We start from the raw sequence: 13102 nt of genomic DNA, 5'->3' as shown, positions 1-13102 counted from the left end.
TATGGCCTCAATAAAAGTTCCGGTTCAGAGGCAGCCTTTTTTCCAGGGACCGCGAATGGCGAAGGTCACACCGGGCGACTGGATATTCGCAAACAGCCAGTCACCGTAAAAGGTCGCACCGGCCCACTCCCGCGAGCGGTAATCACCAATCGGGTTGTCTTGAAAGTTGGCTTTGGTGCCGGGATAAATACTGTCGATCAGATCCAGGTCCCCCTCCGCCAGTTGAATACGATTTTCTGCGAATGGGAAGGTCTCGCCGGCGCGGCTGAGCCCGACCATCCGTTTGGGGTCGGAGCTGCCGTCTTCGCACATGATGATGCCGCCCCGCGGGCTGATGGCGATATTGTCCGGACCGTCGACATCGGATGCGTCGGTGGATTCGAACACCAGGCTCAGGGTTTCGTTGCGCGGGTTGTACATCCAGATCTGCCCCAGGCGTGCGGCGCCACCATTGGTGGACACGAAATAAATGTTACCTCCATCTTCCCAGCAGCCTTCACCGCGGCTGATTACGGCCGCGGTGGGTGCCGAGTCGAATGCGCGACCGTGTATTCCCTCGGGATCTGTCACTAGCTCCCAGGTCACATCAAAGGTGTCACCGGGGGTGAAACCACCGCGCAGATCCATAGACGGTGTGCCCTTCACCACCATTGCGTAAAGCTGGCCGCCATCGCGCAGGGTTTCGCCTTTATGCCAGCGGCCACGCCAGCTGCGCTCTCCTGCGCCGGGCTGGACGTATTTGTAGAAGGCACTGCTGCCAGCGTCTTCGGTCTCATAGACCACGCCGGTATGTGGGTCTACCGCCACTGCCTCGTGGGAAAAGCGCCCTGCGGCCCGGATGGGCTGGCCGCTGCTGGTGCCAAACGCTGGTACGTCAAAGAGGTAGCCGTGGTTGTATCCGTCGTCTCGCCAGGTGTGGAAGGTCTCCTCACAGGAAATCCACGAGCTCCAGGGGGTGGGGCCGCCGGCGCAGTTGCGGATAGTGCCGCCGAGGCTGGTGTAGCAGCGGGTAAACTGGCCGAGCTTGAGGTCGAATTCCAGGGTGGTGGTGCCGCCGTACTCCGCGGGGTCGTACATGCCTCCCTCGACCAGGCACTGTGTGCCTTCCTGGGCGCTCAGTTCGTGGTTGCGTACCATGGCGATGGTTGTGCCGCGGCGCCCGCAAACGGCCATGCCGTCGTGATCGGTAGGGGTGGGACGGCCATCGTCCATCCGTTGCCCGGTCCAGCCGAACGACAGGTAGTCAAAGCCCGTCGGCAGGGCGAGTAGGCTAAGCCCCGTTGCCATACATTTGGTGGGCTTCAGAGGCCCGTAGTCTGCGCTTTGGGGGCGGTTGTGATGGGGGTTGTCGTTACCCTTATTGTGGTCTGGGTTGCGCCCGTTACCGGCTTCAACCCGGCTGGCGAGGGCGGCAAAGGCGAGGCTGGCGGCGCTGCCCATCACGCCGGTGCGCACAAAGCTCCGGCGGCTGAGTTGCGTGCTTTCTTGTTTCTGTTGGGTTGGGTTCCCCTGCTGCTGATTGTCCATAAGTCGCATCCTTATCTGGTTATGTGGATATCGTGGTGTGGTGGTAACGCCGCGAGCAGGGTGGTCGCAGGTAGTGAATTGCAAGTGCAGGGGTTGTGAAGTTTCTGCTACAGGCGCTGGATTGGTGCCCGTTGTCACACTACTTGGACGAAAGAGGTGTCGGCGGTTCGTTTTGGGGTGGGGCGTTTGGCGTTCATGCATGGACGTCGCCCACTGCGCAGAGGTGCGCAGGGGCTTGTATTATGTCGGGCCCGATTAGGGGGGGGCGTCAGAACCAGTCTTTACTCAGATCGCAATGGATGCATCCCGCCATCAGCTGGTTGAAGTCGCGACCGTCCATTGCCACCAGCGATTCGTGATCTCCCGACTCCAGATAAACCGTATCGCAAAGATCCAGGCTGCTGTCGACCAGGGTGGTGATACCATACGCGGGTCCCAGTGGTGGCAGGGCACCGACTTCGCAGTCGCTGAAGATCTCGCCGAATTCGGTTTCTTTTACCATTTCGAGCTGGTTGCGCCCGGTTTCATCGTGCACTGCGCGCATGTCCAGGCTGCTGCTCGAGGGGATGATCGCCATTACCAGGCCCTGGTCGTCCTCAAGCAGAATGGCTTTAGCAACGGTGTCTTCCCTCAGTCCGGCCTTGTGTGCGCTTTCACGGCTTGTGGCGCTATGGTCATGGGGGATAACCCGGTAGTGGACTGAATGTTCATTTAAATATTGACTGACAGTTGTGGCCATGGTCATAGTGTTGCCCTCCCGGTTTGTGCGCCCTGAGAGCGCTTTCTCTTAGTGTAGATTCGCGCCGCCACCGCCCGCACTCCATTGGCGGTTTTTCATTCTCCCTGGCGGTTGACAGATCAAATAATCACCCGTAGACTTCGCGCTCCTTTTCGCCCGCCCTCGGGGCTGTGCAAAAGGACGTTCTTTGGTTTTATTGATTGGAGTTTGATTCCATGCAGGGTCAACGCATCCGAATTCGCCTGAAGGCGTTCGATCACAAGCTGATTGACACATCTACTCAGGAGATCGTAGAGACGGCCAAGCGCACTGGCGCTCAAGTACGCGGTCCCATTCCGCTGCCGACTCGTAAAGAGAAGTACACCGTACTGATTTCTCCGCACGTCAACAAAGACGCGCGTGACCAGTACGAGATTCGTACTCACAAGCGTTTGCTGGACATCGTCGAGCCTACCGAGAAAACCGTCGACGCGCTGATGAAGCTCGATCTGGCGGCCGGTGTTGAGGTTCAGATCAGTCTCGGCTAACACTTCAAATTAACTACCGAATCCCAGGCGAAAAAGGTCTGGGTAGTGTAACGCTCTGAAATTGGGCGGCCGCAGTGGGTTAAAGCCCCGTGCACTGAGAGGTTGAAAAGATGACTATAGGTATTGTCGGCCGCAAGAGCGGCATGACTCGCATCTTCACTGAAGACGGCGCGTCTATCCCGGTAACTGTTATCGAGGTAGCTCCGAATCGCGTCACTCAGGTGAAAACTCTGGAAACTGATGGCTACTCCGCGGTTCAGGTAACTGTGGGTTCCCGTAAAGCTTCCCGTGTCTCCAAGCCCCAAGCGGGCCACTTCGCCAAAGCCAACACTGAGGCTGGCTCTGCTCTTTTCGAACTGCGTACTGACGGTTCTGAAGAGTCCTTCGAAATCGGTTCTGAAATCACTGTTGCTGGCTTTGAAGCTGGTCAGAAGATTGACGTAACCGGCACTTCCAAAGGTAAAGGTTTCCAGGGCGGTATCAAACGCTGGAACTTCCGTACCCAAGACGCTACTCACGGTAACTCTCTGTCTCACCGCGCTCCCGGTTCTATCGGTCAGTGCCAGACTCCTGGCCGCGTGTGGAAAGGCAAGAAAATGGCCGGTCACATGGGTGCCGAGCGTGTTACCACGCAAAACCTGGAAGTAGTTCGTGTGGACGCCGAGCGTAACTTGCTGCTGGTTAAAGGTGCCGTTCCTGGCGCGCCCGGCGGTAATGTAATCGTTCGTCCGGCCGTTAAAGCCTAAGTCTGAGGGGAAATAGATATGGAACTGAATATCGCTACTCCCGAAGGCGCTAAAGGCACTGTTGCAGTTTCTGAAGTGGCTTTCGGTCGTGAATTCAATCAGGACCTGGTGCACCAGGCAGTTGTCGCCTATATGGCTGGCGCTCGTCAGGGTACCAAGGCTCAGAAAAACCGCGCTGCGGTTTCCGGTGGCGGCAAGAAGCCTTGGCGCCAAAAAGGTACTGGCCGTGCTCGTGCCGGTACTATTCGCAGCCCGCTGTGGCGTTCTGGTGGTGTAACTTTCGCTGCTGAACCCCGTGATCACAGCGTCAAGCTCAACAAGAAAATGTACCGCGCTGCACTGCGCTGCATTCTCTCCGAGCTGGCTCGTCAGGAGCGCCTGGTTGTAGTTGAGTCTTTCGACGTTGACGCGCCGAAGACCAAACAGCTGGTAACCAAACTGGCACAGTACGATCTGTCTGATGCGTTGATCGTGACCGAAGAGGTAAATGAAAACCTCTACCTGGCCGCGCGCAACCTGCACAAGATCGATGTTCGCGATGTACAGGCAATCGATCCGGTAAGCCTGATTCGCTTTGACAAGGTCGTGGTTACCGTTTCTGCACTCAAGAAAATTGATGAGGTGCTGGGATGATCCAAGAGCGACTCTACAAAGTACTGCTGGGCCCGGTAATTTCCGAGAAAGCTGCTGGTCTGGCGGACGCCGCTAACCAGGTAGTGTTCAAAGTTACCACCGACGCTTCCAAGGCCGATATCAAGGCCGCGGTAGAAAAGCTGTTCAACGTTTCCGTTGAACAGGTTCGCACCGTGAACGTAAAAGGCAAAACCAAGCGCACCCGCTACGGCATGGGTCAGCGCAATGATTGGAAAAAAGCCTACGTTCGACTGGCCGAAGGCAGCGACATCAACTTCGAAGCTGCTGAGTAAAGGGGAAAGTTACAATGGCTATTGTAAAAACAAAACCGACCTCTGCTGGCCGTCGTCACCTGGTTAAGGTTGTTAACTCTGACCTGCACAAAGGTGCGCCTTACGCTCCGCTGGTTGAGAAGAAGTCCAAGACCGGTGGCCGTAACAATAACGGTCGCATTACCACCCGTCATATCGGTGGTGGTCACAAGCATCACTACCGTATGGTGGATTTCAAGCGCAATAAAGATGGCATTCCAGCCACCGTTGAGCGTCTGGAATACGATCCGAACCGTACTGCGCACATCGCCCTGGTGTGCTACGCCGACGGTGAGCGTCGTTACATCCTTGCACCGAAAGGCCTGAAAGCTGGTGCCAAGATCCAATCTGGCGACGCTGCGCCTATCGCTGTAGGTAACACCCTGCCGCTGCGCAACATCCCGGTTGGTTCCGTGATTCACGGTATCGAGCTGAAGCCTGGTAAAGGTGCTCAGCTGGCCCGCTCTGCCGGTGCCTCTGTTCAGCTGGTTGCCCGTGAAGGTCAGTACGCGACCATTCGTTTGCGTTCTGGTGAAATGCGTAAAGTTCTGTCTGAGTGTCGCGCCACCCTGGGTGAAGTGAGCAACTCTGAGCACAGCCTGCGCAAGCTGGGTAAAGCTGGTGCCAAACGCTGGCGCGGTGTTCGTCCTACCGTTCGCGGTGTGGCGATGAACCCGGTAGACCACCCGCATGGTGGTGGTGAAGGTCGTACCTCCGGTGGTCGTCACCCAGTGACACCTTGGGGCGTTCCGACCAAGGGTAAGAAAACGCGTAAGAACAAGCGCACCGACAACATGATAGTACGTCGTCGCGGCAAATAAGCCGCGCGATGTCTGAGCTGCTAGAGAGGAATCGACAGTGCCACGCTCATTAAAGAAAGGTCCCTTTATTGATCTGCATCTGATCAAGAAGGTGGAGGCAGCGATCGAAGCCAATGATCGCCGGCCGATTAAAACCTGGTCCCGCCGTTCCATGATTATGCCGGAAATGGTGGGCCTGACGATTGCCGTGCACAACGGTCGTCAACACGTGCCCGTACTGGTCAACGAAGAAATGGTTGGCCACAAACTGGGTGAATTCGCAGCTACCCGCACTTACCGTGGCCACGCCGCGGACAAGAAAGCGAAGAAGCGCTAAGCCGAGGTTATAGAGATGGAAGTACAAGCAAAATTACGCGGTGCTCGTCTGTCGGCACAGAAAGCGCGTCTGGTAGCTGATCAGATCCGCGGCAAAGGTGTCGAGGAAGCCCTGGATATCCTGGCTTTCAGTCACAAGAAAGGTGCTGCGATCGTCAAGAAGGTTCTGGAATCTGCAATCGCCAACGCCGAGCACAACGAAGGTGCCGACGTCGACGAGCTGAAGGTTTCCACCATCTTCGTGGATGAGGGTATGACTATGAAGCGCATTAAGCCGCGTGCCAAAGGTCGTGCCGATCGTATTCTGAAGCGTACTTGTCACATCACTGTGAAAGTAGCCGAGAAATAACAGGACAGGCGAGAAAACCATGGGACAAAAAGTACATCCTACCGGCATTCGTCTGGGTATCGTTAAAAAGCATACCTCTGTTTGGTATGCCGGCAGCGACGAGTACGCAGACAAGCTGTACACGGATCTGAAAGTTCGCGAATACATTCGCAAAAAACTGGCCCACGCTTCCGTGAGCCGCATCGAGATCGAACGTCCGGCCAACACCGCTCGTGTGACCATTCACACTGCGCGTCCGGGTATCGTGATCGGTAAAAAAGGTGAAGACGTAGAGCGTCTGCGCAACGACGTTAGCGCCCAGATGGGTGTGCCGGTGCACATCGACATCGAAGAAGTGCGCAAGCCGGATCTGGACGCCACTCTGGTAGCCCAGAACGTTGCTCAGCAGCTGGAGCGTCGCGTTATGTTCCGTCGCGCTATGAAGCGTGCCGTACAGAACGCTATGCGCCAGGGCGCTGAAGGTATCAAGATCCAGGTTAGCGGCCGTCTGGGCGGCGCCGAGATCGCGCGTACCGAATGGTACCGTGAGGGTCGTGTACCTCTGCACACTCTGCGTGCCAACATCGACTACGGCACTTATGAAGCCAGTACTACCTACGGCATCATCGGTGTGAAAGTTTGGATCTTCAAAGGCGAAGTCATCGGTGACGAAATCCCCGAAGAGAAGCCAGCGAAGTCTCGCAAAAAAGCTGCTAAGTAAGGGGTGCGCAGATGCTACAACCGAAGCGTACAAAATTCCGCAAGGTACAGAAGGGTCGCAACCGCGGTCTTTCCCAGCGCGGCTCTAAAGTGAGCTTTGGCGAGTTCGGCCTCAAGGCCATCGGTCGTGGACGCATTACTGCGCGTCAGATCGAAGCGGCTCGTCGCGCAATGACTCGTCACGTTAAGCGTGGCGGTAAGATCTGGATTCGTGTGTTTCCGGACAAGCCCATCACCAACAAACCTCTCGAGGTTCGGATGGGTAAAGGTAAGGGTGGCGTTGAATACTGGGTTGCCCAGATTCAACCAGGAAAAGTCCTCTATGAAATGGAAGGCGTTTCCGAAGAACTGGCTCGCGAAGCATTTGAACTCGCCGCAGCCAAGCTGCCTGTAAAAACAACTTTCGTTAAGCGTTCGGTGATGTGATGAAGACTGCAGATCTACGCTCAAAGTCAGTTGAAGAACTGAACCAGGAACTGCTGAGCCAGCTTGAAGCACAGTTTAAGCTGCGTATGCAGAAGTCCACCGGTCAGCTGACTCAGACCCATCTGCTGAAGCAGACTCGTCGCGACATTGCTCGCATTAAGACTGTGTTGACCGAGAAGGCAGGTAATTAATCATGGCTGAAGCACAACTGAAGCGGACTCTGACCGGCAAGGTCGTGAGTGACAAGATGGATAAAACCATCACCGTTTTGATCGAGCGCCGTGTTAAGCACCCGATCTACGGCAAAATCGTGAGCAAGTCCACCAAGCTCAAGGCACACGACGAAAACAATGAGTGCGGCATCGGTGATGTCGTAACCATTGAAGAATCTCGTCCGCTGTCCAAGAGCAAATCCTGGTCCTTGCAGAAAATTGTAGAGCGTGCGGCGAAGGTTTAACCCCTAGCGCATTGACATTGACTGTGAAGACCTAGAAAGGTCTTCGGAGAGGAACAATGATTCAAGCAGAATCCTACTTAGAAGTAGCCGATAACAGTGGGGCTCGCCGTGTCATGTGCATCAAGGTGCTGGGCGGCTCCCACCGTCGCTACGCTGGCGTTGGCGACATCATCAAGGTAACCGTTAAGGAAGCAATTCCTCGCGGTAAAGTAAAAAAGGGTCAGGTTATGAACGCGGTTGTGGTTCGCACCAAAAAAGGTGTTCGCCGTACCGACGGTTCCCTGATCAAGTTTGACGATAACGCAGCGGTGTTGCTGAACCAGAACCTTGCTCCGGTCGGCACCCGTATTTTTGGCCCGGTAACTCGCGAGCTGCGCGGTGAGAAGTTCATGAAGATCATCTCACTGGCTCCCGAAGTTATTTAAGCCACGAGCGGAGAAGAGTTATGCGCAAGATCAAGCGTGACGACGAAGTCATCGTTATCGCCGGTCGCGACAAAGGCAAGCGCGGCACCGTACGTAAGGTGCTGAACGACGGTCGCCTGATCGTATCCGGTGTACAGATGATCAAAAAACACCAGAAGCCGAACCCCCAGCTGGGCGTTGCTGGTGGCATTGTTGAGAAAGAAGCTGCTATCCAGGCTTCCAACGTTGCCATCTTCAACTCGAGCACTCAGAAAGCTGACCGGGTAGGCTTCAAAGTACTGGAAGATGGCACTAAGATTCGCGTCTTCAAATCCAGCGGCGAAGCCGTTGACGCATAAGTCAGGTGGAAAAAATGGCAAGGCTTAAAGAGCTCTATACCAAAGAACTCGCGCCCAAGCTGAAAGAAGAGCTGGGACTTGAGAACGTAATGTCAGTGCCACGCATCACCAAAATCACCATCAACATGGGTGTTGGTGAAGCGGTTGGTGACAAGAAGGTACTGGAACACGCAGTCAGTGACATGACTGCGATTACTGGTCAAAAACCTATCGTGACCAATGCGCGCAAGTCTATCGCGGGCTTCAAAATCCGTGATGGCTGGCCGATCGGCTGTAAGGTAACTCTGCGCGGTGAGCGCATGTATGAGTTCCTGGAGCGTCTGATCGGTATCGCGATTCCGCGTATCCGTGACTTCCGTGGCATCAGCCCGAAGCAGTTCGACGGTCGTGGTAACTTCTCGATGGGTGTAACAGAACAAATTATCTTCCCGGAAATTGACTACGACAAAGTAGACAAAATCCGCGGTCTGGATATTTGTATCACTACTACAGCAGCTAACGACGACCAAGGTCGTGCCCTGCTGAAAGCATTCAACTTCCCTTTCAAGGGTTAAGAGGATTCCATGGCGAAGAAATCCATGATTGCGCGCGAAACCAAGCGCGCTCGAACCGCAGCTAAGTACGCTGAAAAGCGTCAAGAGCTGAAGGCGATCATCGCCAGTGCCAACGCTTCCGATGAGGAGCGTTGGGAGGCTCAACTCAAGCTGCAACAACTGCCGCGCGATGCAAGCCCGGTACGTCAGCAACGTCGCTGTCGTATCACTGGTCGCCCCCACGCTGTCTACCGCAAATTCGGCCTGTGCCGTAACAAACTGCGTGAAGCAGCCATGCGTGGTGATGTCCCCGGCCTGGTTAAGTCCAGCTGGTAATCCGGCAGACTTGAGGAGTCTTAAGTAATGAGTATGCAAGATCCGTTGGCAGATATGCTGACCCGCATCCGCAACGCCCTGGGCCGCGGTAAGGGTAGCGTTTCCATGCCTTCTTCCAAACTGAAAGTATCTGTGGCCAACGTGCTGAAAAGCGAAGGTTACGTTACTGATGTGGCCGTCAGCGAAGGTGCCAAGCCTGAACTGACCATCGAACTGAAATACTTCCAGGGCAAGCCGGTTATCGCTGAACTGGATCGGGTTTCCCGTCCGGGCCTGCGTAACTACGCTGGCAAGAAAGCACTGCCTTCCGTACGCGGCGGCCTGGGTATCGCAATCGTCTCCACCTCCCAAGGTGTAATGACTGATCGCGCTGCCCGTCAGGCTGGTGTCGGTGGCGAAGTGCTCTGCACCGTATTCTAAGCGGGGGTTAATATGTCTCGAGTAGCTAATAGTCCAGTAAGCATCCCCGCTGGCGTGTCCATTGACCTGAAAGGTCAGGATATCGCTGTGAAAGGTGGTAACGGCAACCTGAACTTCTCTGTTCACAGCGATGTGGAAGTGAAGCAGGAAGAAAACCAGCTGACCTTTGCTGCACGCAACGGTTCCAAGCAGGCGCGTGCCCTCGCAGGTACTACCCGTGCGCTGGTTAACAACATGGTGGTCGGTGTCAGTCAGGGTTTCGAAAAGAAACTTCAGTTGGTCGGTGTTGGTTACCGTGCGAAAGCATCTGGTAAGTCCGTCAATCTGAGCCTCGGTTTCTCTCATCCGGTCGATTACGATCTGCCGGAAGGTGTTACCGCAGAAACTCCGAGCCAGACTGAAATCGTACTGAAGAGCAGCAACAAGCAGCTGTTGGGTCAAGTGGCCGCTGAGATCCGCGCATTCCGTCCGCCGGAGCCTTACAAAGGTAAGGGTGTCCGTTACGCCGACGAGCGCGTGTATCGCAAAGAGGCCAAGAAGAAGTAAGGCATAGATATGAACGTTAAAAAGCAATCTCGCTTGCGTCGTGCACGTCGTGCCCGCGCCAAAATGCGTGAGCTGGGCGCCGTTCGCCTGACAGTGAACCGCACTCCCCGCCACATTTACGCACAGATCCTGTCTGCCGATGGCGACAAGGTATTGGCCTCAGCCTCTACTCTGGACAAGGACCTGCGTGAAAGCAAAACCGGTAACGTCGACGCTGCTAAAGCCGTTGGCACCCTGATCGCTGAGCGCGCGAAAGCCGCTGGCGTTGAAGCGGTAGCCTTCGATCGTAGCGGCTTCAAATACCACGGCCGTGTTAAGGCCCTGGCAGACGCTGCCCGTGAAGCCGGTCTGAAATTCTAAGGGTTGAGTTATGGCTAGAGATAAAGTCGAGAAAAGCAACGACGAAGGCCTCCAGGAAAAGCTGGTCCAGGTCAATCGCGTTGCCAAAACCGTAAAAGGTGGTCGTATCTTCGCGTTCACCGCTCTGACCGTAGTTGGCGACGGCAATGGTCGCGTTGGCTTCGGTCGTGGTAAAGCGCGTGAAGTGCCGGTTGCCATCCAAAAGGCAATGGAAGCTGCGCGTCGCAACATGATCCAGGTAGACCTGAACGGTGACACCATTCAGTACGCTACCAACGGTCGCCACGGCGGTTCCAAGGTATACATGCAGCCCGCTTCCCAGGGTACCGGTGTTATCGCCGGCGGTGCCATGCGCTCCGTACTGGAAATGGCTGGTGTCCACAACGTACTGGCCAAGTGCTACGGCTCTACCAATCCGGTAAACGTCGTACGTGCAACTTTCAGTGCGCTGGGCAAAATGAGCAGCCCAGAAGACGTTGCCGCCAAGCGCGGTAAGTCTGTGGAAGAAATCCTGAACTGATTCAGTTACGGGTCGCAGCAGCAGAATCGCTGTGGCCCGATCTGAACTTGCTTTGAGTGAATGAGTCATGGCTAATAAGACCATCAAAGTCACCCAGGTCAAGAGCGTCGCTGGTCGTCTGAAGAATCATCAGGCGTGTGTCGCTGGTCTGGGTCTACGCCGCATCGGTCACACTGTGGAAGTGGAAGACACTCCCTCTGTGCGCGGCATGATCAACAAAGTGAACTACCTCGTAAAAGTAGAGGAGGCGTAACATGCGTTTGAACGAGTTGTCTCCCGCTGAGGGTCACAAGCACAGCGCCAAGCGCGTTGGTCGCGGCATCGGTAGCGGTCTGGGTAAAACCGGTGGCCGTGGTCACAAGGGTCAAAAGGCCCGTTCCGGTGGTAGCGTTCGTCCGGGCTTCGAAGGCGGTCAGATGCCTTTGCAGAAGCGTCTGCCGAAGTACGGTTTCACCTCTCGCGTTGGCCGCTTTGTTGCGGAAGTGCGTCTGGCGGAGCTGGCGAAGGTAGAAGGTGACACGATTGATTTGGCAGCGCTGAAAAATGCCGATATTATCGGCGACCACATTAAGCGCGCCAAAGTGTTCCTTTCTGGCGAACTGACCAAAGCGGTTACCGTTAAAGGTCTGGGCGTCACCAAAGGTGCTAAAGCGGCCATCGAAGCTGCTGGCGGAAAAGTAGAAGACTAAATCGAGGCCCCAATGGCACGACCAGGATCTGGTGTTAACTCCCTGGGCAACGGCAAGGGATTAGGCGAGCTTTGGGCTCGCCTTCGTTTTCTGTTTCTCGCGATACTCGTTTATCGCTTAGGGACTCACATTCCGGTGCCCGGTATTGATCCGGAAAAGCTGGCGAATCTGTTTAACCAGAATCAGGGTACCATCCTGGGTCTGTTCAACATGTTCTCCGGTGGTGCACTGGAGCGTATGAGTATTCTGGCGCTCGGCATCATGCCTTACATCTCCGCGTCCATCATCATGCAGTTGATGACCGCGGTAACGCCTTCTCTGGAGGCGTTGAAGAAGGAAGGTGATGCAGGGCGGCGCAAGATTAACCAGTACACACGTTATCTGACGGTACTGCTTGCGTTGATTCAGGGTATCGGTATGACCTTTGGTCTCGCCGGTCAGAATCTGGCGTACTCCGCGGAACCCGCGTTCGGATTTTACTTTGTGGCCGTAGTGTCACTGGTGACCGGTGCTGTGTTCATGATGTGGCTGGGTGAGCAGATTACCGAGCGCGGTGTTGGCAACGGCATTTCCATGCTGATTTTTGCCGGTATTGTGGCCGGGTTGCCCAGTGCTATTGGTCAGGCGTTCGAGCAGGCGCGCCAGGGTGAATTGCACATCCTGATGCTGCTGGCGATTGGTTTTGTGGCGATTGCCGTTGTGTACTTCGTCGTGGTTATGGAGCGCGGTCAACGCCGCATCACCATCAACCACGCACGTCGTCAGGCGGGTCGTTACTCCCAGGCGCCGGCGGCTCAGTCAAGCCACCTGCCGCTGAAGGTCAATATGGCCGGTGTAATTCCGGTCATCTTCGCCAGCAGTATCCTGCTGTTCCCTGCGACTCTGGCGCAGTGGTTCGGTCAGGGTGGTGAGGGTCTGGGTGCGCAGATACTGCAGTGGATGGCGCTGCAGCTCGGCCCCGGTCAGCCGCTGAACATTATTCTGTTCGCACTGCTGATTGGCTTCTTCTGCTTCTTCTATACGGCGTTGATGTTCAACCCGAATGAAGTCGCAGACAACCTGAAAAAATCCGGTGCCTATGTACCCGGTATCCGTCCTGGTGAGCAGACTGCACGTTATATCGATACCGTGCTGACCCGTCTGACTTTGGTAGGTGCCGTCTATATCGCACTGGTATCCCTGCTGCCGCAGTTCCTGGTAGTCGGGCTGAACATTCCCTTCTATCTGGGGGGTACTTCACTGCTGATCGTTGTGGTCGTGGTGATGGACTTTATGGCACAAGTGCAGTCGCACCTGATGTCACACCAGTATGAAGGGTTGATGAAAAAGGCAAATCTGCAAGGCTACGGCCGTCGTTGATCGGCAGCCAAACTGCAGCAGGATTG

Annotated in this window: 24 protein-coding genes; 22 read left to right on the top strand and 2 right to left on the bottom strand. The window is 55.5% G+C overall.

The features are described from left to right. Nucleotides 1–24 precede the first annotated feature (24 nt). On the bottom strand, nt 25–1527 hold the full coding sequence (locus tag PVT68_RS08255) for an alkaline phosphatase PhoX (protein WP_280322257.1): 1503 nt from the start codon (nt 1525–1527) through the stop codon (nt 25–27). A 268-nt stretch (nt 1528–1795) separates the two neighbouring features. Continuing rightward, nucleotides 1796–2272, bottom strand: coding sequence for an aminoacyl-tRNA deacylase (locus PVT68_RS08250; RefSeq protein WP_280322255.1), 477 nt, complete (start codon nt 2270–2272; stop codon nt 1796–1798). A gap of 209 nt (nt 2273–2481) precedes the next feature. Here PVT68_RS08250 and rpsJ point away from each other — a divergent pair, with 209 nt between their 5' ends. From rpsJ to secY, 22 genes are all read left to right on the top strand, one after another. Then, nucleotides 2482–2793 carry a 30S ribosomal protein S10 gene (rpsJ, locus tag PVT68_RS08245; protein WP_066967210.1) on the top strand — a complete coding sequence of 104 codons (312 nt, stop codon included), beginning with the start codon at nt 2482–2484 and terminating at the stop codon, nt 2791–2793. Nucleotides 2794–2903: 110 nt separating this feature from the next. Next, nucleotides 2904–3539 carry a 50S ribosomal protein L3 gene (gene rplC / locus PVT68_RS08240; RefSeq protein ID WP_280322253.1) on the top strand — a complete coding sequence of 212 codons (636 nt, stop codon included), beginning with the start codon at nt 2904–2906 and terminating at the stop codon, nt 3537–3539. Between the two features lie 18 nt (nt 3540–3557). Next, the gene (gene rplD, locus PVT68_RS08235) at nt 3558–4172 is read left to right on the top strand and encodes a 50S ribosomal protein L4 (RefSeq protein WP_280322252.1); all 615 of its coding nucleotides are present in this window, start codon (nt 3558–3560) and stop codon (nt 4170–4172) included. Beyond that, nucleotides 4169–4465 (top strand): 50S ribosomal protein L23, encoded by a 297-nt coding sequence (rplW, locus tag PVT68_RS08230; RefSeq protein WP_280322251.1) that lies wholly within the window; start codon nt 4169–4171, stop codon nt 4463–4465. The genes rplD and rplW overlap by 4 nt, the downstream gene beginning before the upstream one ends. Before the next feature lie 14 nt (nt 4466–4479). After that, a complete protein-coding gene (gene rplB / locus PVT68_RS08225) occupies nt 4480–5304 on the top strand; it encodes a 50S ribosomal protein L2 (RefSeq protein ID WP_280322250.1) in 825 nt (274 codons plus the stop codon). Nucleotides 5305–5341: 37 nt separating this feature from the next. Further along, nucleotides 5342–5620 carry a 30S ribosomal protein S19 gene (gene rpsS / locus PVT68_RS08220; RefSeq protein ID WP_020411388.1) on the top strand — a complete coding sequence of 93 codons (279 nt, stop codon included), beginning with the start codon at nt 5342–5344 and terminating at the stop codon, nt 5618–5620. A gap of 15 nt (nt 5621–5635) precedes the next feature. After that, a complete protein-coding gene (gene rplV, locus PVT68_RS08215) occupies nt 5636–5968 on the top strand; it encodes a 50S ribosomal protein L22 (RefSeq protein WP_043320801.1) in 333 nt (110 codons plus the stop codon). A gap of 19 nt (nt 5969–5987) precedes the next feature. Further along, nucleotides 5988–6668 (top strand): 30S ribosomal protein S3, encoded by a 681-nt coding sequence (gene rpsC, locus PVT68_RS08210; protein WP_280322249.1) that lies wholly within the window; start codon nt 5988–5990, stop codon nt 6666–6668. A gap of 11 nt (nt 6669–6679) precedes the next feature. After that, entirely contained in the window at nt 6680–7093 is a 414-nt protein-coding gene (gene rplP / locus PVT68_RS08205) for a 50S ribosomal protein L16 (protein WP_010133841.1), read from the top strand. Continuing rightward, nucleotides 7093–7284, top strand: a complete 192-nt coding sequence (gene rpmC / locus PVT68_RS08200; protein ID WP_043320803.1) for a 50S ribosomal protein L29 — start codon at nt 7093–7095, stop codon at nt 7282–7284. The genes rplP and rpmC overlap by 1 nt, the downstream gene beginning before the upstream one ends. A gap of 2 nt (nt 7285–7286) precedes the next feature. Next, entirely contained in the window at nt 7287–7550 is a 264-nt protein-coding gene (rpsQ, locus tag PVT68_RS08195) for a 30S ribosomal protein S17 (protein ID WP_160154547.1), read from the top strand. Between the two features lie 56 nt (nt 7551–7606). Continuing rightward, nucleotides 7607–7975, top strand: a complete 369-nt coding sequence (gene rplN, locus PVT68_RS08190; protein ID WP_280322246.1) for a 50S ribosomal protein L14 — start codon at nt 7607–7609, stop codon at nt 7973–7975. Nucleotides 7976–7995: 20 nt separating this feature from the next. Beyond that, entirely contained in the window at nt 7996–8313 is a 318-nt protein-coding gene (gene rplX / locus PVT68_RS08185; protein ID WP_280322245.1) for a 50S ribosomal protein L24, read from the top strand. A 14-nt stretch (nt 8314–8327) separates the two neighbouring features. After that, nucleotides 8328–8867: a 50S ribosomal protein L5 gene (rplE, locus tag PVT68_RS08180; RefSeq protein WP_280322244.1), complete on the top strand. Its 540-nt coding sequence runs from the start codon at nt 8328–8330 to the stop codon at nt 8865–8867. A gap of 9 nt (nt 8868–8876) precedes the next feature. Further along, a complete protein-coding gene (gene rpsN / locus PVT68_RS08175) occupies nt 8877–9182 on the top strand; it encodes a 30S ribosomal protein S14 (protein WP_280322243.1) in 306 nt (101 codons plus the stop codon). 27 nt (nt 9183–9209) lie between these two features. Then, a complete protein-coding gene (gene rpsH / locus PVT68_RS08170; protein WP_280322242.1) occupies nt 9210–9602 on the top strand; it encodes a 30S ribosomal protein S8 in 393 nt (130 codons plus the stop codon). Between the two features lie 12 nt (nt 9603–9614). Beyond that, the gene (gene rplF / locus PVT68_RS08165) at nt 9615–10148 is read left to right on the top strand and encodes a 50S ribosomal protein L6 (RefSeq protein WP_280322240.1); all 534 of its coding nucleotides are present in this window, start codon (nt 9615–9617) and stop codon (nt 10146–10148) included. Between the two features lie 9 nt (nt 10149–10157). After that, nucleotides 10158–10508 (top strand): 50S ribosomal protein L18, encoded by a 351-nt coding sequence (rplR, locus tag PVT68_RS08160; protein WP_105101956.1) that lies wholly within the window; start codon nt 10158–10160, stop codon nt 10506–10508. A 10-nt stretch (nt 10509–10518) separates the two neighbouring features. After that, nucleotides 10519–11028 carry a 30S ribosomal protein S5 gene (rpsE, locus tag PVT68_RS08155; RefSeq protein WP_078084432.1) on the top strand — a complete coding sequence of 170 codons (510 nt, stop codon included), beginning with the start codon at nt 10519–10521 and terminating at the stop codon, nt 11026–11028. A 67-nt stretch (nt 11029–11095) separates the two neighbouring features. Continuing rightward, nucleotides 11096–11281: a 50S ribosomal protein L30 gene (gene rpmD, locus PVT68_RS08150; RefSeq protein WP_280322239.1), complete on the top strand. Its 186-nt coding sequence runs from the start codon at nt 11096–11098 to the stop codon at nt 11279–11281. Nucleotide 11282: 1 nt separating this feature from the next. Further along, nucleotides 11283–11717, top strand: coding sequence for a 50S ribosomal protein L15 (gene rplO, locus PVT68_RS08145; protein ID WP_280322238.1), 435 nt, complete (start codon nt 11283–11285; stop codon nt 11715–11717). A 12-nt stretch (nt 11718–11729) separates the two neighbouring features. Further along, entirely contained in the window at nt 11730–13076 is a 1347-nt protein-coding gene (secY, locus tag PVT68_RS08140; protein WP_280322237.1) for a preprotein translocase subunit SecY, read from the top strand. Nucleotides 13077–13102: the final 26 nt, after the last annotated feature.

The sequence above is a fragment of the Microbulbifer bruguierae genome (assembly GCF_029869925.1).
In the GTDB taxonomy this organism is placed as follows: domain Bacteria; phylum Pseudomonadota; class Gammaproteobacteria; order Pseudomonadales; family Cellvibrionaceae; genus Microbulbifer; species Microbulbifer bruguierae.
This window is presented reverse-complemented; position numbering and strand designations above follow the sequence as displayed.

What these genes read in the sequence shown, in the direction of transcription:
- rplP (WP_010133841.1), top strand. Translation starts at nt 6,680, where the DNA reads ATGCTACAACCGAAGCGTACAAAATTCCGCAAGGTACAGAAGGGTCGC.
- rpsH (WP_280322242.1), top strand. Translation starts at nt 9,210, where the DNA reads ATGAGTATGCAAGATCCGTTGGCAGATATGCTGACCCGCATCCGCAAC.
- rplF (WP_280322240.1), top strand. Translation starts at nt 9,615, where the DNA reads ATGTCTCGAGTAGCTAATAGTCCAGTAAGCATCCCCGCTGGCGTGTCC.
- rplN (WP_280322246.1), top strand. Translation starts at nt 7,607, where the DNA reads ATGATTCAAGCAGAATCCTACTTAGAAGTAGCCGATAACAGTGGGGCT.
- rpsQ (WP_160154547.1), top strand. Translation starts at nt 7,287, where the DNA reads ATGGCTGAAGCACAACTGAAGCGGACTCTGACCGGCAAGGTCGTGAGT.
- rplE (WP_280322244.1), top strand. Translation starts at nt 8,328, where the DNA reads ATGGCAAGGCTTAAAGAGCTCTATACCAAAGAACTCGCGCCCAAGCTG.
- PVT68_RS08255 (WP_280322257.1), bottom strand. Translation starts at nt 1,527, where the DNA reads ATGGACAATCAGCAGCAGGGGAACCCAACCCAACAGAAACAAGAAAGC.
- rplX (WP_280322245.1), top strand. Translation starts at nt 7,996, where the DNA reads ATGCGCAAGATCAAGCGTGACGACGAAGTCATCGTTATCGCCGGTCGC.
- rplV (WP_043320801.1), top strand. Translation starts at nt 5,636, where the DNA reads ATGGAAGTACAAGCAAAATTACGCGGTGCTCGTCTGTCGGCACAGAAA.
- rplD (WP_280322252.1), top strand. Translation starts at nt 3,558, where the DNA reads ATGGAACTGAATATCGCTACTCCCGAAGGCGCTAAAGGCACTGTTGCA.
- rplO (WP_280322238.1), top strand. Translation starts at nt 11,283, where the DNA reads ATGCGTTTGAACGAGTTGTCTCCCGCTGAGGGTCACAAGCACAGCGCC.
- rpmD (WP_280322239.1), top strand. Translation starts at nt 11,096, where the DNA reads ATGGCTAATAAGACCATCAAAGTCACCCAGGTCAAGAGCGTCGCTGGT.
- rpsJ (WP_066967210.1), top strand. Translation starts at nt 2,482, where the DNA reads ATGCAGGGTCAACGCATCCGAATTCGCCTGAAGGCGTTCGATCACAAG.
- rplC (WP_280322253.1), top strand. Translation starts at nt 2,904, where the DNA reads ATGACTATAGGTATTGTCGGCCGCAAGAGCGGCATGACTCGCATCTTC.
- rpsN (WP_280322243.1), top strand. Translation starts at nt 8,877, where the DNA reads ATGGCGAAGAAATCCATGATTGCGCGCGAAACCAAGCGCGCTCGAACC.
- rplB (WP_280322250.1), top strand. Translation starts at nt 4,480, where the DNA reads ATGGCTATTGTAAAAACAAAACCGACCTCTGCTGGCCGTCGTCACCTG.
- rpsE (WP_078084432.1), top strand. Translation starts at nt 10,519, where the DNA reads ATGGCTAGAGATAAAGTCGAGAAAAGCAACGACGAAGGCCTCCAGGAA.
- rplW (WP_280322251.1), top strand. Translation starts at nt 4,169, where the DNA reads ATGATCCAAGAGCGACTCTACAAAGTACTGCTGGGCCCGGTAATTTCC.
- rpmC (WP_043320803.1), top strand. Translation starts at nt 7,093, where the DNA reads ATGAAGACTGCAGATCTACGCTCAAAGTCAGTTGAAGAACTGAACCAG.
- secY (WP_280322237.1), top strand. Translation starts at nt 11,730, where the DNA reads ATGGCACGACCAGGATCTGGTGTTAACTCCCTGGGCAACGGCAAGGGA.
- PVT68_RS08250 (WP_280322255.1), bottom strand. Translation starts at nt 2,272, where the DNA reads ATGACCATGGCCACAACTGTCAGTCAATATTTAAATGAACATTCAGTC.
- rplR (WP_105101956.1), top strand. Translation starts at nt 10,158, where the DNA reads ATGAACGTTAAAAAGCAATCTCGCTTGCGTCGTGCACGTCGTGCCCGC.
- rpsC (WP_280322249.1), top strand. Translation starts at nt 5,988, where the DNA reads ATGGGACAAAAAGTACATCCTACCGGCATTCGTCTGGGTATCGTTAAA.